This is a genomic window from Brevibacillus brevis NBRC 100599 (genome assembly GCF_000010165.1).
Lineage (GTDB): Bacteria > Bacillota > Bacilli > Brevibacillales > Brevibacillaceae > Brevibacillus > Brevibacillus brevis_D.
The window spans coordinates 2,599,730-2,622,276 of the sequence record NC_012491.1 but is presented as its reverse complement, the minus strand read 5'-3'; the positions used below and the strand labels follow the sequence as shown (position 1 = coordinate 2,622,276).

Annotated in this window: 22 protein-coding genes; 8 read left to right on the top strand and 14 right to left on the bottom strand. The window is 47.8% G+C overall.

Features of this window, described 5'->3' with window-relative positions; all coding sequences use genetic code 11:
* Positions 1-52 precede the first annotated feature (52 nt).
* Entirely contained in the window at positions 53-502 is a 450-nt protein-coding gene (locus tag BBR47_RS12995) for a hypothetical protein (protein ID WP_012686227.1), read from the bottom strand.
* Positions 503-741: 239 nt separating this feature from the next.
* Between BBR47_RS12995 and BBR47_RS12990 the strand changes: the two genes are divergently transcribed.
* Positions 742-1,485 (top strand): class I SAM-dependent methyltransferase, encoded by a 744-nt coding sequence (locus BBR47_RS12990; RefSeq protein WP_012686226.1) that lies wholly within the window; start codon positions 742-744, stop codon positions 1,483-1,485.
* 54 nt (positions 1,486-1,539) lie between these two features.
* Here BBR47_RS12990 and BBR47_RS12985 read toward each other — a convergent pair whose 3' ends face one another.
* Positions 1,540-2,904, bottom strand: a complete 1,365-nt coding sequence (locus BBR47_RS12985) for a D-serine ammonia-lyase (RefSeq protein ID WP_041749398.1) — start codon at positions 2,902-2,904, stop codon at positions 1,540-1,542.
* A 160-nt stretch (positions 2,905-3,064) separates the two neighbouring features.
* Between BBR47_RS12985 and BBR47_RS12980 the strand changes: the two genes are divergently transcribed.
* The 3 genes from BBR47_RS12980 (at position 3,065) to BBR47_RS12970 (ending at position 4,912) form a co-directional block, all read left to right on the top strand.
* Positions 3,065-3,556 carry an NUDIX hydrolase gene (locus tag BBR47_RS12980; protein ID WP_012686224.1) on the top strand — a complete coding sequence of 164 codons (492 nt, stop codon included), beginning with the start codon at positions 3,065-3,067 and terminating at the stop codon, positions 3,554-3,556.
* An 18-nt stretch (positions 3,557-3,574) separates the two neighbouring features.
* The gene (locus BBR47_RS12975; protein ID WP_012686223.1) at positions 3,575-4,027 is read left to right on the top strand and encodes a GNAT family N-acetyltransferase; all 453 of its coding nucleotides are present in this window, start codon (positions 3,575-3,577) and stop codon (positions 4,025-4,027) included.
* 84 nt (positions 4,028-4,111) lie between these two features.
* Positions 4,112-4,912, top strand: coding sequence for a VOC family protein (locus tag BBR47_RS12970; RefSeq protein ID WP_012686222.1), 801 nt, complete (start codon positions 4,112-4,114; stop codon positions 4,910-4,912).
* A 61-nt stretch (positions 4,913-4,973) separates the two neighbouring features.
* Here the strand turns inward: BBR47_RS12970 and BBR47_RS12965 are convergent, their stop codons facing one another.
* From BBR47_RS12965 to BBR47_RS12955, 3 genes are read right to left on the bottom strand one after another with little or no spacing between them, the layout of a single operon-like run.
* The gene (locus BBR47_RS12965) at positions 4,974-6,092 is read right to left on the bottom strand and encodes a YheC/YheD family protein (protein ID WP_041749397.1); all 1,119 of its coding nucleotides are present in this window, start codon (positions 6,090-6,092) and stop codon (positions 4,974-4,976) included.
* A gap of 59 nt (positions 6,093-6,151) precedes the next feature.
* Positions 6,152-7,060, bottom strand: a complete 909-nt coding sequence (locus BBR47_RS12960; RefSeq protein ID WP_012686220.1) for an RluA family pseudouridine synthase — start codon at positions 7,058-7,060, stop codon at positions 6,152-6,154.
* 33 nt (positions 7,061-7,093) lie between these two features.
* On the bottom strand, positions 7,094-7,441 hold the full coding sequence (locus BBR47_RS12955) for a thioredoxin family protein (protein ID WP_012686219.1): 348 nt from the start codon (positions 7,439-7,441) through the stop codon (positions 7,094-7,096).
* 151 nt (positions 7,442-7,592) lie between these two features.
* On the opposite strand from BBR47_RS12955, the gene BBR47_RS12950 reads away from it, so the two are divergent.
* Both BBR47_RS12950 and BBR47_RS12945 read left to right on the top strand, forming a co-directional pair.
* Positions 7,593-7,811: a hypothetical protein gene (locus BBR47_RS12950; RefSeq protein WP_012686218.1), complete on the top strand. Its 219-nt coding sequence runs from the start codon at positions 7,593-7,595 to the stop codon at positions 7,809-7,811.
* Positions 7,812-7,944: 133 nt separating this feature from the next.
* Complete coding sequence (locus BBR47_RS12945) at positions 7,945-8,532, top strand: class F sortase (protein WP_231850589.1); 588 nt, start codon at positions 7,945-7,947, stop codon at positions 8,530-8,532.
* A 29-nt stretch (positions 8,533-8,561) separates the two neighbouring features.
* On the opposite strand, the gene BBR47_RS12940 is transcribed toward BBR47_RS12945, so the two are convergent.
* Positions 8,562-9,449, bottom strand: a complete 888-nt coding sequence (locus BBR47_RS12940; protein ID WP_012686216.1) for a LysR family transcriptional regulator — start codon at positions 9,447-9,449, stop codon at positions 8,562-8,564.
* Between the two features lie 114 nt (positions 9,450-9,563).
* Here BBR47_RS12940 and leuC point away from each other — a divergent pair, with 114 nt between their 5' ends.
* Positions 9,564-10,994 carry a 3-isopropylmalate dehydratase large subunit gene (leuC, locus tag BBR47_RS12935; protein WP_012686215.1) on the top strand — a complete coding sequence of 477 codons (1,431 nt, stop codon included), beginning with the start codon at positions 9,564-9,566 and terminating at the stop codon, positions 10,992-10,994.
* The gene (gene leuD / locus BBR47_RS12930; protein ID WP_012686214.1) at positions 10,991-11,575 is read left to right on the top strand and encodes a 3-isopropylmalate dehydratase small subunit; all 585 of its coding nucleotides are present in this window, start codon (positions 10,991-10,993) and stop codon (positions 11,573-11,575) included. The genes leuC and leuD overlap by 4 nt, the downstream gene beginning before the upstream one ends.
* Positions 11,576-11,649: 74 nt before the next feature.
* Here the strand turns inward: leuD and BBR47_RS12925 are convergent, their stop codons facing one another.
* The 8 genes from BBR47_RS12925 to pepF all read right to left on the bottom strand — a co-directional run bounded on the left by BBR47_RS12925 (position 11,650) and on the right by pepF (position 22,493).
* Positions 11,650-12,156, bottom strand: coding sequence for a GNAT family N-acetyltransferase (locus BBR47_RS12925; RefSeq protein WP_012686213.1), 507 nt, complete (start codon positions 12,154-12,156; stop codon positions 11,650-11,652).
* A 117-nt stretch (positions 12,157-12,273) separates the two neighbouring features.
* Positions 12,274-13,932 (bottom strand): AMP-binding protein, encoded by a 1,659-nt coding sequence (locus BBR47_RS12920; RefSeq protein WP_012686212.1) that lies wholly within the window; start codon positions 13,930-13,932, stop codon positions 12,274-12,276.
* Positions 13,933-14,067: 135 nt separating this feature from the next.
* Positions 14,068-14,544, bottom strand: a complete 477-nt coding sequence (locus BBR47_RS12915; RefSeq protein ID WP_012686211.1) for a hypothetical protein — start codon at positions 14,542-14,544, stop codon at positions 14,068-14,070.
* Positions 14,545-14,636: 92 nt separating this feature from the next.
* The gene (locus tag BBR47_RS12910; RefSeq protein WP_012686210.1) at positions 14,637-15,128 is read right to left on the bottom strand and encodes a YajQ family cyclic di-GMP-binding protein; all 492 of its coding nucleotides are present in this window, start codon (positions 15,126-15,128) and stop codon (positions 14,637-14,639) included.
* A gap of 20 nt (positions 15,129-15,148) precedes the next feature.
* Positions 15,149-15,937 carry an SDR family oxidoreductase gene (locus BBR47_RS12905; RefSeq protein ID WP_012686209.1) on the bottom strand — a complete coding sequence of 263 codons (789 nt, stop codon included), beginning with the start codon at positions 15,935-15,937 and terminating at the stop codon, positions 15,149-15,151.
* A gap of 124 nt (positions 15,938-16,061) precedes the next feature.
* A complete protein-coding gene (locus tag BBR47_RS12900) occupies positions 16,062-19,157 on the bottom strand; it encodes an efflux RND transporter permease subunit (protein WP_012686208.1) in 3,096 nt (1,031 codons plus the stop codon).
* Between the two features lie 4 nt (positions 19,158-19,161).
* On the bottom strand, positions 19,162-20,385 hold the full coding sequence (locus BBR47_RS12895) for an efflux RND transporter periplasmic adaptor subunit (protein WP_041749396.1): 1,224 nt from the start codon (positions 20,383-20,385) through the stop codon (positions 19,162-19,164).
* A gap of 248 nt (positions 20,386-20,633) precedes the next feature.
* Positions 20,634-22,493 carry an oligoendopeptidase F gene (pepF, locus tag BBR47_RS12890; protein ID WP_041749395.1) on the bottom strand — a complete coding sequence of 620 codons (1,860 nt, stop codon included), beginning with the start codon at positions 22,491-22,493 and terminating at the stop codon, positions 20,634-20,636.
* Positions 22,494-22,547 lie beyond the last annotated feature (54 nt).

The window sequence follows — 22,547 nt, the reverse complement described above, 5'->3', positions numbered from 1 at the left end:
TATCCAGCAAAAAACGCATGAGACCTTTTTGGCCCCATGCGTTTTTCCCTTTCTACATCGTCTTGCTTTCTTGCTCCGCTTTCCCGAGTCGATCCTGGAACAGCTTGCTCAATTGACCGATATTTACTTCCCATTCCTCATCCTTGTAATAAACAGTCGCTTTGGATTCGCCTTTTTTACCTACGATACGAATATTCGTTGTCTTCACTTCATAGGTGCCATCTTCCTTGAAGGAAATATCCGCATCCTTAAGCTCTTTGTCCAATACCGGAGTAATCGTCTTATCGACGACTTCCTGCGTCGCTACGGCTGCTTGGCGCCCCATTTGGATCACTTCTTCAGGACTGAATTGGAAAAACAACACGAGCACAACACCAATAATAGCTGCAAGCGAAATAATTCGAATGATACTTCGCACCACCCATTGGGCAGCCATGATGATGATTATGATAGCTAGCGCAATCGGCCAGTAATCTTTGATCAGTTGAAGTATTTGGTCCACGTATATCCCTCCTTCGATTTCAGTCTCGCCAAAAAATATCGAAACCAAATCTTCTTACAGAAAAAAACCGTCACAGCAAAGCAGACGGAATCACAAAAATGGGTTGTCTATCACTAATTCTCGTAAAAAAAGCAAACTCCTGCTCTCATTTTCAATCGTTTTAAACAAATAATTGACATCATCTTCATCTTTTATCCATAATAGGAATCCGAGAAAAAATGGAAACGGGGAGATATAGGATGAAACAAAATCTGTATGATCAACTGGATTTTTATCAGGACTATCAAAAGCTGCGTCTGTCCGGTCAATCGGAGAATGATATGATCGAACAGCCCGCCTTTCGCGGATGTCTCCCCTCCCTAAAAGGTTTGCGTGTACTCGACCTCGGTTGTGGTGGCGGACAGTTTGCCAGATACTGTGTAGAGCAAGGTGCAAGTGAAGTGATCGGTGTTGATCTTTCCCACAATATGCTGGAATATGCCCGAACGAATAACAGTCATGAGAACATTCAATATCTACATGGCTCCCTGGAGGACATTGAGCTTGCCTCACATGACTACGATCTCATTACGAGCTCTCTCGTCATGGACTATGTTCGTGACTATGAGCACGTGATCAACAAAATAAGCCGCGCCTTGCGCAACGGAGGACATTTCGTATACTCCACACTCCATCCGCATATTACCGCTCGCAAAAAGGTCGAGGGCTGGGTACGCGACGAAGAGGGGCAGAAGCATTTCTGGCCCTTGGACAACTACCTGGAAGACGGAGAACGTGAAATGTACATGATGAACGGCAGAAAGGCGCTTTTTTACCACCGATCCATGTCCACTGCTGTCAATACGTTAATCCAATCGGGGCTTACCCTCCAAGAGATCATCGAGCCAACCTGCACGCCAGAAGGACTTCTTATCCAGCCACATCAGATTTCAGAAGTAAGAAGACCGACGTTTATTATTTTCAAGACGCAGAAGATTGCATAAATGGATGATGAAAAGCCCGGGAAGTGATCCGGGCTTTCTGTATCATTTCGATGCTTATTTTTTCCCATTCTCATCCAGAGCTTTTGCATAATATTCTTCCTGAATAGACTCCGGCACCATACTCCCGCCCGTCGCCCATACAATATGGGTCGCTTTTTTCATTTTTTCCGTTAGCCCTTGCTTCACCAGGTAGTGACGCCCTGCCTCCTGCTGAAACAATCGAACAGGTCCTGGCATGCCAGCCAACGCAGACGGCTCCAATCGAATCGATTCGAGATCACGCAAGGCACGCAATAAGGCGTATAGCTCTTCGTCAGCGACTGTATATACACCACTGAGCAGATTTTCCATGGTTTTCCCTACGAATCGCGAAGGACGGCCAACAGCCAAACCATCCGCCTCTGTCTTGTTATCGATTCCAAAGTCTTGAACGGAAACTTTGTCATGCAGTCCTGTCATTAAGCCTAGCAGCATGCAGGGCGAATGGGTAGGTTCCGCAAAAAAGCAATGAACATTGTCTCCGTAGATAAGCTTCAATCCGTACGCCACGCCGCCAGGACCTCCCCCCACCCCACACGGCAGGTAGACAAACAACGGGTGATCGCGATCTACTGTAATCTGCTGCTCCTCTACCTGTTTCTTTAATCGTCCGGCTGCTACTGCATAGCCGAGGAATAGACGCTTGGAGTTCTCATCATCGATGAAATAACAATTCGGGTCGGCCTCCGCCTGCTTTCTGCCCTCTTCCACCGCTTTCCCATAATCCGATGCGTATTCGACTACCTGGACTCCTTTTGCCCGCAGCAATTCCTTTTTCCATGCTTTAGCGTCCGCTGACATGTGAACAGTGACTTGAAAACCGAGCTTCGCGCTAATGATCCCGATGCTCAAACCGAGATTTCCTGTCGAGCCTACTGCAATGGAATAACGGGAAAACAGTTCACGGAACGTATCTGTGGCCAAAATAGCATAATCATTGTCCGGTTGCAGCATCTGATGCTTTTGGGCCAATTCTTCTGCATGTGCCAGCACCTCGTAGATGCCGCCCCGGGCTTTGATCGAACCTGCAATAGGCAAATGGCTGTCGCATTTTAACCAGAGATTCCCCTGAATATTCGATGCAAAGCGAGCCTCTAGGTGCTTTTGCATCTCTTTTATCGGAACGAGTGGGGACTCAATCAGTCCACCAGCAGCGCTCGTCTCGGGAAAAGCCAATTGAATGAACGAGCCAAAACGCCGCAAACGTTCTTCAGCATCCTGGACCTCCTCAGGCGTAACCAAGAGAGTTGCTTTTGCGATCTCGTCATAACCAGGGTTCGTCCAAAAAACTTCATCGGTCTTTATCAAGCTAGGAAGAAGCGGGTATTTCCTTTTCCACTCCTCGATTGTTAACCCTTCCACCTTTTCATTGTCTCCCATCTTGAACGAGCCCCCTATTCTTCCTTCCACTCTTTTTGTTATTATAACGAAATAGTACGAAATTTCTCTCGAAAAACCAAATAAAAATAACTGCTGAATCCACACCTTTGATACAATGGTCGTTAAAGAAGTTGACTGTAACAAAAAGGAAAGTGATAACATGTATCGCTATACCATATGCTTTCTCAAACATAGAAATGGAATACTCATGCTAAATCGCAGCAAATCACCGTTAATGGGGCTATGGAATGGCGTAGGCGGTAAGCTAGAGCACGGAGAGACTCCACTGGACAGTGTCCTTCGCGAGGTTCGGGAAGAGACGGGCATTTTGTTAGAAACCGCTTGCTACAAAGGAATTGTCTCTTGGCTAGTCGATGGAGTTGAAACGGGCGGTATGTATGCATTTCTCGCTCATCTTCCAGAAGACTACGAGCGCTCTCAAACCCCACAGGTCGTGGAAGAAGGCATACTTGACTGGAAAGAGCTAGCATGGGTCTTGGACCCCGACAATGCTGGCGTCCCAGAAAACCTTCCCACTTTTTTACCTTACATGTTGGAAGAGGATGAACCTTGTCAGCATATCTTTACGTACGAAAATAGTCTGGTTGTCAACTACGAAACAGCTTCATTGCCAAAGCCAGTAACCACTTGAATCGGAGGAGAAACACGGATGGAAATTCGCAAGCTTGCAGCACAGGAACAACCACCAATGGATTTACTTTTTTTGGCTGACCCCTCTGTCAGATTGGTGAAAGATTATTTACAAAGAGGCCAATGCTATGTCGCTGTTATGGAGGAGAGCATCGTAGGTGTATACGTCTTGATACCAACCAGACCGGATACGATTGAGCTTGTAAATGTCGCCGTTGATGAGGCCCATCATGGCAAGGGCATTGGCAAAAAGCTCGTTCTTCATTCCATTGAAGTAGCCAAATCTCTCGGTTATAAGACGATCGAAGTCGGCACAGGGAATTCTAGTGTGGATCAGCTCGCGCTTTATCAAAAGTGTGGATTTCGGATGAGTTGGATCGATCGGGACTTTTTCTTGCGGCATTATGAGGAAGAAATTTACGAAAACGGAATTCAAGTGGTAGATATGGTTCGCCTCTCTCAAGATATTTGAGATGATTGTCTAGAAACAGTGTGAACTGAATGAGTATACATAATTTATATTATGTTATCTATGTATAGGAAAAGGTGATGCCAGATGATCACGCACTTTTCAAAATTAACCTTACAAACTGTGTCCATCCAAGGGGTACATCAGGTTTACGCAGACCGTCTCGGCTTTCCGATTTCATCTCAATCAGACAAACAGATTACGTTTCAAGTCACGCCCGATTTTCGTTTAACCTTTGTAGAAGTGTATGAACCGATATCCCCCGCCCATATTGCTTTTCAAGTACCTTATTCCCTGTTTCATGAATCAGCGAAAAAGATCAAAGAATCTGGTCTTTTGATTGTTCGGTGGGAGGATGGGCATGACATTGATGAGGAAAAAGGACGGCTGAACCTGTACTTCCGCGATGGTGACGGGAATCTTCTTGAGATTATTGCCCACGAGTATGTGTCAGAGGAGGTCGTCGAGCCATCCACTCCCCTGCACGTTCTGTATTTACGGGAAGTGGGCTGTCCTGTGGAAAGTGTACCTGTTTTTACGCAATGGCTAAAATCGAATCTCAGCATGAAAACATACGAGGATGGCGATATTTTTAACTTCGTTATCAGCGGAACGGCACATATTGTAGCCACATGGAAAAACAGGCCTTGGATTCCCATTGCCATGAAAGCGTTACCACCGAAAATGCACGTCACTTTTGGAACACCTGACCAAACGTTCCTACAAAAAGTGCGGAGGCGCTTTGAAAAAAGCAACGTCCTCTTCCACTCGGATGCCCAAGAGCTGACGTTCGTCAAGAAAGGATACTCGTTTTCGGTTATCCATACACCCGAATTCGCTCCTGACATCCCGAGCAAATTGCAATTACCGCTTTCTATCTCCACCTAGCAATACAGCGGCAGACGAGGACTTCAGACGTTGTCCCTACTGCCGCTGTTCTGCTTTCACGCTATCCTCGGGCGACCTTTCTCTTCAAAAGTGGCTCGCGACCTTCGCGTCCTTGTGTTTTCGCAAGGTAGATGGCGTATTCAAGCGGGCGGGTAATGGCATTCTTGTACTGCCCCGTTGCCCCCATCTCCCGGAAAATTTCCCGCGCTGGTTTGGGATTCACTTCGATCAGCCAGGCACGACCATCTACATCGATGCCAATATCCAGTCCAAATTCAACCATCCGTCCAAAATGATCCTCGAGTGTTTCCGCTGTTTGAAAAGCGAGCTGCTCGCAATCATGCACGATCTGCGCAGTACGCTCCTCCCCAAACCTCGGTCGTAGAAATACCGATACAGGGATAGCTCTTCCGCCGCCATGCAGATTAGAGGTGGCACTGCGTTCTGGACCCACGCGAATCCCATGACCTGTAATGCTCCATTCACCCTCCCCATTCTTTTGAATCAAGAGGCGCATGTCTACTGCCCGCGAAGGAACCAACTGCAATCGAAGCCCTTGCTGCACGATGTATTTCTCCTGTCTCGTCCAACGATCTACCCATCTCTGGGCGGCGGCTTTGTCTCTTACAACTGTGGATACTTTCGCCCTTTGCTTGTTACGACCGAGCAGTCGAAGTTCATCGCCACGCTTTTCAATCGACAGGATGTTTCGTCCCCCTGTTCCATTGAGTGGCTTTACATAGAGCAACGGATGCTTGCCTAACATGTTCACCAGGCTTTGTCGGTTGTACAGGTGTGTCTCCGGAAGCCAGCGATGCATTCTCGGGTCCCGATGCAGCACCTCATGTACACGCCATTTGTTTGCCAAGCGATTGTTTGCATACAAAAAATTACTCGTCCGCCGAAAGGCCACATAGTTTTTAAACGCTTGTGTTGGTGTATAGCGGTATCGGTCGAATACAGCGTCTGGACGGTCAAATATTCTTGCTTGCCAGCCACCATTGCTCCCTGGGACATACCCTCTCACCTGCTTGCCAGATCCAAGGACATCGTTTGGTGAAAATAGGAAAGCAGTACAGCCCAGTTCTTGTCCAGCCTTGAGCAGTCGCCGAAAATAGGTTTGCTCTGCAAAGCGTTTGCCTTCCCGCCAAGTCAAGATGCCGATTATGGGTCGTTTCAAAAGACCACCCTCTCTCGTTTCCTCCTTGGCAGTTTATTCAGTCCCTCGTCAAATGGCGATTATCTCAGCTTCTTTTCCAAGTGAAACAGATCGAGTGGCAACGGGGCTGTGACTTCGATGACTTCTCCCCCGAATGGATGCTCAAATTTGAGCACGGCTGCGTGCAGCGCTTGTCGCTTAATGAGTTCACGCTTGCCACCATACAGTTCATCCCCTAAAAGCGGGTGCCCAATATGACTAAAGTGAACGCGAATTTGATGGGTTCTCCCCGTCTCCAATTGACATTCTACTTTCGTGGCTGTTTGAAAACGTTCCTTCACCTGGTAATGGGTAATCGCTGGATCGCCGTTAGGTGTGACTCTTCTGCGCGTCCCATGATTCCGATCTTTTCCAATGGGTTCATTGATTTTCCCGCGCTCTTTGGGCATTTGTCCCGAAACATACGCGACATAGGTACGCTTGATTGTGCGCTCACGCAGCATTTCATCTAACAGGGCAGAGGCCCACGGATGCTTCGCGTACAGAACAACGCCTGACGTATCCTGATCCAGTCGATGGACATGGCGGACCTTGGCTTCCAAACCTGTACGGAAAAAGTGCCCCGACACGAGATGATCCAACGTCACATGATGGTAGCGTTCGGTCGGATGTAACAGAAGACCAACCGGCTTATTGACGATGAGCAAATGATCATCCTCGTACAAGATCTCCGGCGCTTCACTGGCCGGATCAAGCCCCAACGCCTCTGGCTTGCACATCCGCAGACGAATTTCCTGCCCTGCTTTACCTACAACATGCTGAGCGACAGGTTCCCCATCCAGTAGTACTTCTTTGTGTTGGAATAAAAGATGGACCTGCTTGCGAGGCAGCTTCCACTCTTCGCGCAGCAGGTTCCCAATCGGGATGGCATCATCTTTGTCTCGGAGGAGAGCCACGAGCCATTCCCCTTCTTTTTTCATGTATAACATTTCTGTCTATCTCCCTGTTCTATGTTCATGCAATTACGCTTGCTCGATTCCTTTACTGACTTGAATAGCACGATCTAGGAAATGCTCGATCTCCTCACGACTTTTTCCGAGCTTGCTGACGAAGCGAACCAGTTCTTTTCCATTGTGGAACGCAATAAAGCTCGGAATCCCGAAGACATCGTACTTTTCGGACAGGTCCGGGAGAGTATCACGGTTGACTTCGATCATATCCAGCTGTTCTTTATATTTTTCCTCCACGGCAGGCATGAATGGATCAATGCGATGACAATCTGGGCACCAATCCGTGAAGAATTTGACGATGACTGGCTTGGTTGCTGCGATTACTTGTTCGAACTCAGCTTCTGTCTTAATTTCTCTCATGTTATCTTCCTCCCAGAATGATTTGGAAATAGTGTACCATAGGCGCGGGCTGTTTGGGACGTTTAGGAGAAACAATTGCCATCACTAACAAATGAGCAAACGGAAATCCTATCTCTTGTAACCCCAAAAAATTTCAAGGTAGGTGCTACTCATGAAGAAATTCGCTGCTTTGTTGATGGTTGCATGCTTGGTAACTACTGCAATTCCTGTGTCTGCCGCAACACATGACGGTCACAAAAAACACCACAAGGTACAAACAAAAGCGCATCATATGAAGACCAAGGCTCACCATATGAAAACCAAAGCACATAAAGGCAAAGCTCATATCAAGGCTCTGCCGAAAACTGGTATGGGTGGAGCAAGCAATTAAAGGGGGATCTTCCCCCTTTTCTTTGCAACTTATGAAAAAACTTCTTGGGTCCCTTCTATTCATTAGTTTGGTTACAATTGGTTGCGGCCATACAACTCAACAACCTGTCGAAGCTCCTAAAATCGAAAGTACCATGCAAAAACCAGCAGGGCCCATCTATATCAAACAAACGGTTACCGTTTATGGTCCTTCGCTGCCACCTCAACCGACGTTCCTTCCTGCCCCTCCTCTTCCAGACGGAATCATGCCAACACTTCTACATATTCCGAAACTGAACCTGCAAGCTCGTGTAGAACCTGTCGGCGTTTTACCGAATGGGCAAATGGATGTCCCAAAGGCTTTTGATCGCGTGGGTATTTTGTCGCCATGGACAAAGCCCGGAATGAAGGGGAATGCAGTGATCGCCGGTCATTTTGATCATTATACGGGTCCAGCTGTTTTTTACCATCTGAAAAAACTAAAGCCCGGTGACAAAATCACCGTGCGTGAAGCAAAAGGAAAAACGCTTACCTTCCAAGTTCGCAGAGTAGAAAGCTTCCAGACGGCCGAAGCTCCCATCGATCAGATTTTTGGGAATGCAGAGAGCTCCCATCTGAATTTGATTACCTGCTCCGGTAAATTTAACAAGAAAACACAGGAGCACGCTCGCAGGCTCGTCGTCTTTTCTGAACTTGTTCTAGATACAAAGCTCCAAGATGAAAAACCCAGTGTTCGCAAATGAATGCGGCGACTGGGTTTTCTTGTTTGCTTTTATATTTTTCCACCCTGCTCGATGAGACATTGTACAAATGCCTCAGCCGGGCGTGACAACGGTTTGTCCTTCCGATACGCCACGACGAGTGTGCGAGAAGGTTTTGTTTTTATCCGCACATAAGTTGGAGGTTCGATCGTTCCGGGTGCGAGTGTAATCATCTTCGGTGCAAACGACAACCCCATGCCTGCTGCAACAAGTGACTGAGCTGTCTGGATGTTCGAGCTCTCAAACACAATTCGCGGTCGGAATCCCGCCTGCTCACATAGCCGAAGCGAAATCGTGCGGAAGCCTTGTCCTTCTTTTAACAGGATAAAAGGCTGATCGGCTACCTCTGCGAGATCGACTTCTTTTCGTTTCGCGAGCGGATGATTGGCTGGTACCGCCAAAAAGATTTCTTCGTTGATTGCGGGAATGATTTCCAGAGACGGATCACTGATGGGCATGGTTAATAGGCTGACATCAATTTTCCCCCGTACGAGCAGCTGCTCCAAATGACTCGACGTTTCCTCCATCAATTGCAGCTCGACGCCGGGAAATTGTTTGGTAAACGTAGGCAACACCCTTGGCAGCACGTACGCCCCTGTGATCGGCAAGCTTCCTACAAGCAATTTACCGCTTTCTCCTACCGCATAAGCTCTCATTTCCCGCTCTAGTCCCTCTGACATGTCGACAAGCGTTTGCGCCACCTGTATAAAGCGCTGGCCTGCATCAGTCAGTTCTACGTGCTGCGGCAAGCGGTGGAACAAGCTGACACCGAGTATTTTCTCCAGCTTCGCAATTTGTTGACTCAACGACGGTTGGGCCAAATGTAATCGATTGGCTGCCCGAGAGAAACTGCGTTCTTCCGCAACAGCGAGTACATAACGAATTTGTCGTAACTCCATATTGACCTCCCGATAGGCAAAAACTATCCTTCTTATAATTATTATATCTTTGAACTATTCTCTTTGCCATGTTACAACCATGTTAAGAGTTTTTGAACGAAGGAGGAAAACATGATGACAGCCCGTACGATGTTTGAAAAGATTTGGGACAATCACGCTATTCACGAAGAGGCAGGCAAGCCGAGCCTTTTGTATATCGACCTGCACCTGGTTCACGAGGTGACTTCACCGCAAGCTTTCGAAGGACTCCGCTTGGCTGGCCGCAAAGTACGCCGTCCAGAACTTACCTTCGCAACCATGGACCACAATGTACCGACTGCAGACCGTTTTAATGTCAAAGACCCGATTTCTCGTCAACAAATGGAAACCTTGACGGCGAACTGTGAGGAGTTCGGGATCACACTCGCGGATCTGAACAGCCCAGATCAAGGGATCGTTCACGTCATTGGTCCTGAGCTCGGGCTCACACATCCAGGCAAAACTATCGTCTGTGGTGACAGCCACACCTCCACTCACGGAGCATTCGGTGCCCTCGCCTTCGGTATTGGTACCAGTGAAGTGGAGCATGTACTCGCGACACAATGCTTGCAGCAATCCAAACCAAAAACCATGGAAGTACGCGTAAACGGCGACCTGCCATTCGGTGTCAGTGCAAAAGATTTAATTTTGGCGATTATCGCAAAATACGGAACTGACTTTGCAACAGGCTACGTCGTAGAATACACAGGCGCTGCGATCCGCAACCTGACCATGGAAGAACGCATGACTGTGTGCAACATGACGATTGAAGGTGGCGCTCGTGCCGGCTTAATCGCTCCTGACCAGATTACGTTTGACTACCTGAAAGGCAAGCGATTCGTTCCACAAGGGGAAGATTTCCTTGCAGCTGTCGAAGCTTGGAAAGAGCTGTGCACGGACGAAGGCGCTGTGTTTGATGCCTGTGTAGAAATCGAGGCAGCCGAGATCGCACCGCAAGTGACGTGGGGAACGAGCCCTGGTATGGGTACGAACATTACGAGCACCGTTCCAAGCCCTGAGTCATTCGAGACAGTCGCACAGCGCAAAGCGGCACAGGATGCTTTGGCGTACATGGACCTTGCACCTGGCACTCCAATGAGCGAAATCAAAATCGATCGCGTCTTTATCGGCTCCTGTACAAACGGTCGGATCGAGGACTTGCGCAAAGCAGCCGAAGTGGCAAAAGGACGCAAGGTCTCCCCTTCCGTACACGCGATGGTCGTTCCTGGCTCTCAGGCAGTTAAGCAGCTCGCTGAACAAGAAGGCTTGCACCTCATTTTCCAAGAAGCTGGCTTTGATTGGCGCGAATCTGGTTGCTCCATGTGTCTGGCGATGAATCCGGATATCCTGTCCGAGGGTGAGCGTTGTGCTTCTACCTCTAACCGGAACTTCGAAGGACGTCAAGGACGCGGCGGACGGACGCATTTGGTCAGCCCGGAAATGGCAGCAGCAGCAGCTATCGCAGGTCACTTCGTCGATGTACGTGAATGGAAAAGCGAGAACGCTAGCAAGGAGGTCTTCCAATGAATCCATTTGTCATCCACACCGGAGTGGTAGCCCCACTCGATCGTGTAAACGTAGATACGGACGCAATTATCCCTAAGCAGTTCTTGAAGCGCATTGAGCGCAGCGGTTTTGGTCAATTCCTGTTCTACGAATGGCGCTTTACTGTCGATGGTGCGCCAATCGATTCGTTCATTCTGAATACGCCTGCGTACAAGGAGTCTACTGTGCTTCTTGCCCGCAACAATTTTGGCTGCGGCTCCTCTCGTGAGCATGCACCATGGGCACTCCTTGATTATGGTTTCCGCTGTGTGATTGCTCCATCCTTTGCGGACATTTTTTACAACAATTGCTTCAAAAACGGCATCCTGCCAATCAAGTTGAGCGAAGAGCAAGTCGATGAGCTGTTCAACCGTGCCGAAAGCAAGCCGAATTATCAGCTGACCATCGATTTGCAAGAACAAGTCGTTCGTGACAATGAAGGTCTCTCCTACCCGTTCGAGGTAGATTCCTATCGTCGTTACTGCCTCCTGAATGGTCTCGACGATATTGGAATTACATTACAGTACGAAGATAAGATCGCTGCATACGAGGCACGTCGTTAAGTTTCCAACCATAGTATTGCGAATAAAAAAAAGCGAAGGCATCACTAATGAGTGCCTTCGCTTTTTCATGTTTTCTAAAGAAGAATATACATGTGGCTTTCATCAAAGTATTGATCGCCATTTTTTAGTGCACGCTTTTCTAAACCATATGGAAGAAAGCCCATTTTCTCATAGAGACGAATGGCAGCCGGATTGGTCGTGACGACAGCGAGCTGTACCGTATCGATATCTCCCCGCTCCTTCAAGTAGGCTAGCTCTGCCTGCATAAGAGCTTTTGCAACACCGGTCCCGCGATACGCTTCACGAACGTACATGGAGACGATCGAAGCTTTGTGTCTCGCTTTCAAACCTCTGTGGCGGAAAAAACCGATGATACCCGCCAGCTCTCCTTTCACAAATGCACCAAAATAACCGCTATCACCTGACTCCCCTTGAGAAAGTCTTTGCCGCCACTCTTCCATCGATACCTGCATAGCCTCTTCATAGGTAGAGCCGAATGCGTCTGGATCTGTTTGCAGCCCTTCCAGTCTAATCTTTACCAACTCTTCTGCATCGTCTGGTCCCAAAAATCTAACTTCCATGCTAGGCTGCACCTCTCCTATTTTGATTTCCACTTATCTTAGTCAAGAGTTGCTCGAAAGTAAAGAACTATCTAAAAAAAAGCGCCAGGAGCATCTCCCTAGCGCTTGAACCTCATCCTATGCAGTTCCCGTCTGGTTTGGATTGCTTTGCCCAAACAGCTCCAGCGCTTGCTCCCGCAGCTTGAACTTTTGTATTTTACCGGAAGCGGTCATCGGGTATTCGTCTACAAACTGTATGTAGCGAGGGATTTTGTAATGAGCGATCTTCCCTTCGCAATAGTCCCGAACCTCATCCTCCGACAACGTTTCATGAGGCTTTACCCGAATGCACGCCAACACCTGCTCGCCATATTTGACATCAGGTACCCCTATGATCTGGACGTCCAACACTTTTGGATGCGTATAGAGGAATTCTTCCACTTCACGGGGATAAATATTTTCCCCTCCGCGAATGATCATGTCTTTGAGCCTGCCGGTAATCCGATAGTAGCCTTCCTCATCTACGGTAGCCAAGTCTCCGGTATGTAGCCAGCCTTCGTGATCGATTGCCTTGACTGTCTCCTCTGGCATATTGTAATAGCCCTTCATGACCAAATACCCACGCGTGCATAGCTCACCTTGTACACCTGGCGGCAAAATGTCACCTGTCGCGGGATCGATGATTTTTGCTTCCACTTCTGCGTGCAGACGACCGACAGTCGATACTTTTCGCTCGAGAGAGTCCTCTGGGACGGTTTGTGTGATGACAGGAGAAGCTTCGGTTTGTCCGTACGCTATCGTAATGTCACGGATTCCCATTTGATCGACGACCTTCTTCATGACCTCAATCGGACATAAAGAACCAGCCATGATGCCTGTTCGCAGGGAGCTCAGGTCACGCTCGGCAAACGACGGGTGGTTCAATTCCGAAATAAACATCGTGGGTACACCGTACAATGCTGTGCAGCGTTCGGCTTCCACAACCGCAAGGACCACACCAGGATCAAAGACGATGACAGGAACCATCGTCGCACCTGTCGCCACACATGCCAAAGTCCCCATCACACAGCCAAAGCAGTGGAAAAACGGAACCGGAATGCATACCTTATCCGCTAACCCGAGCCGCTGACATTCCGCTACCTTGATGGCATTGTTGACGATATTGACATGCGACAGCATGACTCCTTTTGGAAAGCCAGTTGTCCCGGATGTGTACTGCATATTGATGACATCATCTGGTGAGAGCATCGCCTGGCGCGCGTTCCGCTCTTCTTCCGTGACCCATGTAGCACGTTCGAGCAAATCACTCCACAAAAACATTCCGGGTTGTTGCTCATCCCCTAGATAGATCACATTTTTTAAATGCGGAAGCCTTTTGGATTGAAGCGCTCCAGGTTCACAGGTCTGCAATTCCGGGCAAATCTCTTGAATCATGGCGAGATAATTCGCATCGCGATAGGAATCCATTAAGAGAAGCGTCGTCGACTCTGATTGACGTAGCAAATATTCCAGTTCATGTACCCGGTAGCTCGTATTGACCGTTACCAGTACACCGCCCATTTTCGCTGTGGCAAATTGTGATATCACCCATTCAGGCACATTGGTTGCCCAAATCGCGATATTTTCCCCTTTTTGAATGCCAAGAGACATAAATCCTCGCGCTGCTTGATTGCATATCGCTTGAAATTCTCCAAACGTATAGCGAAGCCCTCGTTCGTGATAAACCAGCGCTTCCTTTTCCTGATACTTACTGGCTGTGTCGTCTAACATGTTGCCGATTGTGGTCATATGAATCATACAAGCACCCCCAAAACATTCAGACTATTCTGTAGGATTCTTCTTTTTCACCACAATCCCTTCTTTTTCCATTATCGTCCTTCTTTTCCTTCCTCCCAAAAAGAAAAGCGTCCCTTTTCTGGAACGCGATCTGTTTTACTTCACAACGATTTTTTTCGTAGTCTCTATCTTGTATGGCAGATGGTTGCTGTAGTTGAGCTCTACGCGAATTTCATGCTCTCCCTTGGGCAACTTTTTCAGCAAAAACTCTGGTTGATAAATCATCCCTTTTGGTTCGCCATTCAGGTATAGATGTGCGTGTCCCTCGCCAAAGACTGGGGCCTCAGCCAATTCGCCATTATCCTGGACGAACGTGAAGTTCTGTGTTAGCAAGGATACCTCTGCTGTTGTCCCATCCACCTTGACCTCCATATTCACCGCCGGCTTTTCTGCCCCTGCTGGCTGGTTCATGGGAGCGCTCGCTGTAACAGCGGCAGCTGGATCCGATGGTCGATAAGAGTCCGAGACGCTCAGAGGGTCTTTGACCAGAAGTACGATGCCCGCCACTAGTACTACAAGGAAAACGATTCCGCCCAAAATGAGATTGCGCATACTGATAATAAAGACCTTCATGTCTCTACTCTCCCTTTCGCAAGTGCTTGTCACTTATTTGTACATGCATATGCGAGAATGAAGAGAGTTAGAAGTAAAAACTTTTCTAGTAGTTATCGGTAGTTAATAAATTGTACTTCCAAAGGCAGATCAGCCTTGCGAATTGCATTGATAATTTGCTGTAATTCATCTTTGCTTTTTCCCGTCACGCGAATTTGATCGTCTTGAATCTGTGTTTTCACTTTGAGTCCTGTATCTTTGATGATGCTGTTGATCTTTTTCGCATTGTCTTTGTCGATCCCCTGCACCAGCTTGGCACGCTGACGGACAGTACCACCCGCTGCCGGTTCTATTTTGCCGTAGTCGAGGTTTTTGATCGGGACATCCCGTTTGACGAGCTTCCCAAGCAAAATGTCCTTTACCTGACTGAGCTTGAAGTCGTCATCGGAGACGAGGACAAGCTCTTCCTTTTCCAAGGAGATGCTGCTCTTGCTCCCTTTGAAGTCAAAGCGATTTTCTATTTCTTTTAATGCGGTCTGAATCGCATTGTTCACTTCGGCCAACTCTACCTTGGACACGATATCAAATGAGCTCTCTTTACTCAAAGGAATTCCCCTCTCTTTTATTAGATCGCGCGGATCAAACCACCGTCGACGAGGAAGGATTGACCTGTCACGTAGCTGTTTGCAGGCGAAGCCAAGAACGTCACCATGCGAGCAAACTCGTCAGGCTGACCATATCTGCCCAATGGGATTTGCTTCTCCCAATTTTCCCTAACTTCATCAGCACTGATGCTCTTCGCCTCTGCGGTAAGCCCATCCAGTTGTGCCACCCGATCCGTCGCAATTCTGCCAGGCCCGATGGTGTTAATCAGAATCCCATCTGGTCCGAGTTCTGACGAAAGCGTCTTGGAAAGGCCCAATATCCCTGTACGAAACGTATTGGACAGAATCAAATTCTCAATCGGCTGTTTAAAGGACGAGGAGGCAAAGTTGATGATTCTGCCAAATTGGTTCGCTCGCATATGCGGCAAAACAGCACGAATGGCACGTACATAGCTAAGCAAATTTAGCTGGAAGGCTTGCATCCACTGCTCGTCGGTGAGCTGATCGAATCTGCCTGTTGCAGGCCCACCTGAATTGTTAATTAATATATCGACGCTGCCAAAATGCTTGACCGTTTCTTCGACAACTCGCTTGATATCTTCTTCCTTCGTCACATCCATTGTTACGGCAAGAGGTGATGTTCCAGTAGCCTGTTCGATCTCTGCACGAACGATTTCCAGAGCAGCTTCATCTCTACCGCATATCGTGACATTCGCTCCTTCTTGGGCGAGGCACTGCGCTGTTGCCTTCCCCAATCCTTTTGACGAGGCGAGTACCAGAGCCGTTTTTCCTTGCAAAAACAGATCCATATGCATGCTCCTTTCATGGTTCACTCATGTATGTATCTTGTTCTCTTTATTCTACAGAACTTTCAGATGAAGGAAAAGCAAAAGAGAAGGGGTACAGCATATGCTCCCCTTCTCTTGCAAATCACTATACCTCTGTCGGAGGTACGTTCTTGTCTTTGTTTTGTTTTGCCTCTCGTTTTGCTTCGCGCTTCGCTTGACGAGCCTCTTTTCTTGCCAGTCTTTTTGTCTTCGCCCCCTCAAACAGGGAGTACAGGACAGGAACGAGTACTAGTGTTACGACCGTGTGAAAAATCAAGCCGGAGATAACGGCTGTTGCAAGTGGCGCTTCCAAATCTGAGCCTTCCGCCATGGCAAGACCCATCGGCAGCATCCCGAGAATCGCCGTCAGCTTTGTCATAATAACGGGACGAATACGTTCCTTCGTTCCTTGGATAATCGCCTCTGCGGTTTCCATTCCACGTTTGCGCAGCAGGTTGATCCTGTCGATCAAGAGGATCGCGTTGGATACGACGATACCGACAAGCATGATAATCCCGATCATCGCCATTTCACCAAATGTCCGCTGTGTAAGGACGAAGCCAAGCACAACACCGACCAAGGCCATTGGAATGGTCAGCATGATGATAAACGGCTGAGACATCCGCCCGAACTGGGCAACCATGATGACGTAAATCAGAGCCAGAACACCTAAGAATACGAATATCCCTTGACTCATGTTCGTGCTTTGCTCTTTCAACTTACCGGCGATTTCCACTTTATAACCCGCTGGAACAGGCACGTTTGGCAATTTCTCATCAATCTCACGGCCTATTGCCCCTAGTTCACTTCCCAGCATCTCGGCAGAAACCGTCACGATGCGTTCGCCTTCTTTACGCTCAATCGTAATCGGAGACTTACTGTACTCCATAACCACCAGATCGGCCAAAGGCACTGCTGCCCCGTCTTTCGATGTCACCGTAATCGTTTTGAGCTGATCTGGGTGCTTCAGCCAGTTGTCCGGCATCTTGGCAACGACATCTACTTCGATTCCATCTTGTGTGATCGACGTAATGTGTTGGCTGCCGATTAACACGCTCATTTGTTGCAAAAGTGAACGGTGATCGACATTCAGTCTAGTAAGCGCATCTTGTTTTGGCAGCAACGTAACTTTTTCTTTTCCTTCTTTAAAATCGTTGCGAATGTTGGTGAGCCCGTTGATCGTGCCAAGCATCGTTTCCAGATCGGTTGCGACCTTCCGCATGACCTCCATGTCATCCCCGTAAACATCCAGTTGGATCGGACCGCTTCCGCCTTGTTGTCCGAAAGACATGGAGACGGATTCGATTCCTGGGGTCTCATTCAGGCGCTTATTAATATCCTCGTTCAAAGCGTCCTTATCACGTGTTCTGTCCGTCTTCGGAATTAAGGAAATGAACAATGTTGCTTCTTCCTTGGAAGTAAAGAAGAATACATCCTTTATCTCCGGGATCTCCCGCAGCGATGTTTCCGCGGTGACGGCTGCTTTTTGAGCTGTTTCCAACTTAGAACCGATTGGCATCTTCATATTGACAAAAACAATATTTTCGTTGGCGTTAATTCCTTGACCCATTTTCATAAAAGGTGTGAGGAAAGCGGAAGCAACCAGCAATGCAATCGCAAGTAAAACCGTTTTTACCCGATGTCTAATCGCTACTTGTAAAATACCGCTGAATACGCGAATGATAAGGTGTTCCTTGCCTTCTCCTTCTAACGAAACATGCTTATCCTTCTGCAAGAAGCGATTGGAAAACACGGGAACGAAGAAGTAAGCAGCGATCGTCGATGAAATAATAGCAGCGGAAACCGTAAAGGCAATTGTGGCCAAAACCGGTTTCAGCCAATCTTCAAAATCCGCAAAGACAAGTGGCAAAAAGACGATGATGATCGTGAGCTGCGAGGTGAACACAGGTGTCAAAACTTCTCTTGTACCTTTAATAATAGCCTGCTTCAGCTCTTCGCCCTTTTCCCGGTAGTGATAGATACTTTCCAATACGACGATGGCGGCATCGACGATCAAGCCAACTGACAAGCTCAGCGACAGCAAGCTGATCATATCAATGTTGTAGCCTGCGAGTTTCATCGCGATGAACGTCATGAACGCAGAGAGCGGCAGCGTCGTAGCGATGACGAGTGTGACCCTCCAGTTGCGAAGGAAAACGAACAAGATGATGATCGCAAGCGCCCCACCAATCATGACATCCCGGCTGAGGTTGCTCACCGCATGCTCGACAAAGGAAGCTCCTTCGAACATGACTTTGATTGTGTATTTGCCGTTTGCTTCTGTGTTCATTTTGTGAACGACTTCTTCTACACTCTTTTGTGTCGTGATCAAGTCATAGCCGTCTGCCCGCGTCACGCTGAGTTGAATAAACACGGAACCGTTTGTCAGGGCGACGTAGTCTTTCACTTTTCCACGCAAATCTTCAATTTGTGCCAATTGGTTCAGAGAAACGGTTCCTTTCGGTGTATCAATTGGCAGTGCCTCTATCTCCTGCGGAGTCTGATAAGTATTGTCAATCATGACAACCGTATCAAATCCCGTGTTCTCCAGTGTACCAATCCCTTGCTTCCAGTTTGTATCCTGAAGCTGTGAAATGATAGCCGCTGGCGTTGTTTGATAGGCATTCAATCGCTGTGGCAAAAAGGATATGTTAATTTTATTCTCGAAGCTTTTCTCTTCTACGATTACTTCCTTGACTCCCTCGACTTCTTCAATCCGATCTTTGATCGACGTTTTTGCCAAGCTTAGCATGGTCTTCGGCTCTGCTCCCACGACGGCAAAATCAATCATTTGATCGCTACCCATATTGCTCTGAAAGATGTCTACAGTGTTAACGGCTTTCGGAAAACCATTTCGGAGACGGTTAACGGCATTTTGTACATCTTGCTTAACCTGCTCGCCTTTTCCTTCATTTGCAGAAATATTGATTCTAACATGACCTGCACTTGTTGAAGAAGAGTATTTTTTAATATCATTAATCGACTTTAGTTCTTGCTCTACTTTCTTCGTTACTTTTTCTTCCATCTCTTCTGGTGGAAGTGCACCACCGGAAATTCTTACGTTAATATCAGGGAAATTCGTCTTTGGAACCAATTCGACATTAAAACTGAATAAGGAACCCAAACCTGCAATGACGAGCAAAAATGTAAACAAGTAGACAATTAGCTGTCTTTTCAGCAAAAAGAGAATCACTTTGTTCATGCAACTATTCTCCCTTCGCCTCTACTTTTTGCCCTTCGACGTAGAATGTAATTCCACTGCGCAGGAGTTGGTCGCCTTCTTTCACTCCAGATACGATTTCGATGGAGTCTCCGACCAATTGACCGGTCTTCACTGGTTTTTTTACTGTCAGTCCATTCTCTACTGCCATTACGTAATGGTCGGTTTGACTCACGCCGACACTTTCCAGCGGCACGAGGAAGCCATTCACTTGGCGCGGCACCTCAATTGTCGCGGCCATTCCTCCACGCCAGTACCCATCTGCATTCGGAATCGTGATTTCGACGCGGTACTTCCCTGTATCCTTGTTCACAACTGGAGAGATAAATGCAATGGTTCCTTCACTTTTCTTACCATCGTCAGCTACAGCCTGCACCTTCGTTTTCTCACGGAATTGGCCGATCAATTCATTGGAGACATCCAAGGTTACCTTTACATCGGACAGGTCAACAATACGAATAATTTCTTGACCTGGAGAAGCCTGCTCTCCGATTTGCAGCCTTACATCCACGACTGTTCCCGCAAATGGCGCCTGAATTTTCGCATCATCCAAGCTCTTCTTCGCGCGGTCTACACCACCAGCAGCAGCTTTAATCGATGCATTGGCGACCATGACATCTTCTGGCTCCGCTCCTTTTTGCAGCTCATTCAGAGACAACTGAGCGTCACGTAGTGTAATCTCTGCTTGCGTAACGGCCCGTTTACTCGCATTTATTTCGTTTTGCGAAATGGCTCCGCCAGCAAACAGCTTCTCACTTGTTGCGAGGTCCTGCTTTGCTTTATCCAGACTGTCTTGCGCACTTTTTACCTGCAAGCGCTTCTGCTCAAGTGCTTCTGCTGTCGCGCCCTTTAACGTCTTGATTTTCCGCGCTGATGCTTCCTCTACCTGCCCCTGTGCTGCTGCAATTTCTTTTTGGGTGTAACGCGTATCCAATGTGGCCAATAGCTGTCCTTGGGCGATTTTTGCTCCTTTGGTCGCGGAGATCGCTGAGATCGTTCCTCCTGTACCAAATGACAGTACCGCGTCCCGCTTGGCTTCCACCATCCCTGTGACTGCGAGCATTACTGGCTTTGTTGCCTTTTGGACCTTTACAACCTCTACTACCTTCGCCTTTGCCTCTGTCTGCTGCGGTGCCTCTGGTGCTGGTGCTGAACAACCAGCAGCGACCAACATGACCGAAGCCAGAATAATGGATGCCCGTTTTTTCACTAGAATTCCTCCAAATTTTCACAATCATTCCTCATGGCGTAATTGTGCCAGTTTTTACCTCTGCTGCAAAACAGTCAGCGGGTGGAAATTTATCTCCGTCCCAAGACGGATAACAATACCGAACAGCGCATAAATAGATACGCAACAAAACTGGGAAAGTTACCTTTTATTGGACGATCCTGAGGGAAAATTCACAAAAAAAAGCAGCCAAGTCATAGACTTGAACTGCCTTTTGGAATTGATCCACGTTATTGTTCGACCAGCTGTTCCAGTTCTTCGAGCAATTCCTTGAAGACACTCAATGCTTCCGCAATCGGCGTTGGCGACGTCATGTCTACGCCTGCGCCCTTGAGCAGATTGAGTGGATAATCTGAACTGCCGCCCTTGAGGAACTGCAAGTAACGATCCACAGCTGGCTGACCTTCCTCCAAAATCTGCTTGGAAAGAGACGTCGCGGCCGAGAAGCCAGTCGCGTACTTATATACATAGAATCCGCGATAGAAATGAGGGATCCGAGCCCATTCCAGATCAACTTCGCTGTCTACGACCATATCTGGACCATGATAGGCAACATTGAGCTCACGGTAAATCGTACTGAGAGATTCGGCTGTCAGCGGCTCTCCCTGCTCTTCTTTTGCATGCACAATTTTCTCAAACTCGGCAAACATGGTTTGACGGAATACCGTTCCACGGAACTGCTCCAGATAATGATTAATCAAGTACATGCGCTGTTTCTTGTCTGTCGTTGTCTCGAGCAAATGATTCATCAGAAGCGCTTCGTTCAATGTGGAAGCTACTTCTGCTACGAAAATCTTGTAATCGGCATACGTGTACGGCTGTGCGTGATTGGAATAGTAGCTATGCAAGGCATGCCCCATCTCATGCGCCAGCGTAAACATGTTGTTGACGTTGTCCTGATAGTTCATGAGGACAAACGGATGTGATGTGTAGGCGCCCCATGAGTAGGCTCCGCTTGTTTTTCCTTCGTTTTCATGCACATCGATCCACCCGTTGGAAAAGCCCTCATCCAAAATGCGACCGTACTCCTCACCTAGTGGATGAAGTGCTTCTTTAATCGTTGAGACGGCCTGGTCATACGGAATTTTCATGTCCGTCTCAGGTACAATCGGCACATACAAATCGTACATGTGCAATTCATCTAAGCCCAATAACTTTTTGCGCAAAGCAATGTAGCGGTGCATGAGCGGAAGATGCTCGTGGATCGTTGCAATCAGGTTATCGTACACAGGGAGCTCCACATTATCGGCAAACAAGGCTGCGTACAGGGCAGACGGATATTTTCTCGTACGTGCGTAGAAAACATCCCCTTTGATGGCAGATGTCAGAGAAGCTGCGATCGTATTGCGGAACTTGCCATACGTACTGTACAATGCCTCGAATGCTTTTTTGCGCACGCGTCGGTCCTTGCTTTCCATGAACTGCGTATAGCGTCCCTTGGTCAGCTCGACTTCCTCGCCGCTTTCATCCGTGATCATCGGAAATTTCATGTCAGCGTTGTTGAGCATCCCAAAAATTTTGGAAGGAGAGGACGCAAGCTCACTCATGTTTGCCAGTAATGCTTCTTCCTCAGCGGATAGCGTATGTGGCTTAAAGCGAGTAATCTCATCCAACAAAATGCGATAGTGCTCAAGACCCTCTACTTCTTTGATCCACGTCTGCAAGTCTTCCGTCGAAATCGCCAAAATCTCCGGCTGTATGTACGAAATGGAGCCGTATACTTGCGTGCTCAGGCTAGTCGCTCTGTCAGTCAACCCTTGATACTGGCTATTCGCATTGTCTTCGTCTCGACGCATACGTGCATAGACGTACACTTGGTCAAGCGTCTTCAACAATTCATCTTGCAGAGTCAACACGGCCAGCAGCTGTTTACCGGAAGTAGCCAGAGAGCCTTTCATTGCTGCGATTTTTTCTGTGAGCTGTTTTACTTTTTGAACGTCCGCTTCCCAATCATTATCCGTGGGATACATGTCCTCAAGACGCCATTTGTATTCAGCGGGGACGTCACTGCGTTTCGGCAGTGTTTTGCTTTTATTCACCGTGATCACTCCCTCGTTATTTATGTAAGATGAAATGGTCAAATCATCCATATGTGTATCCTATCGTATTATGCCTACAGGTTCAAATCAATCAGCCGCTTTCAC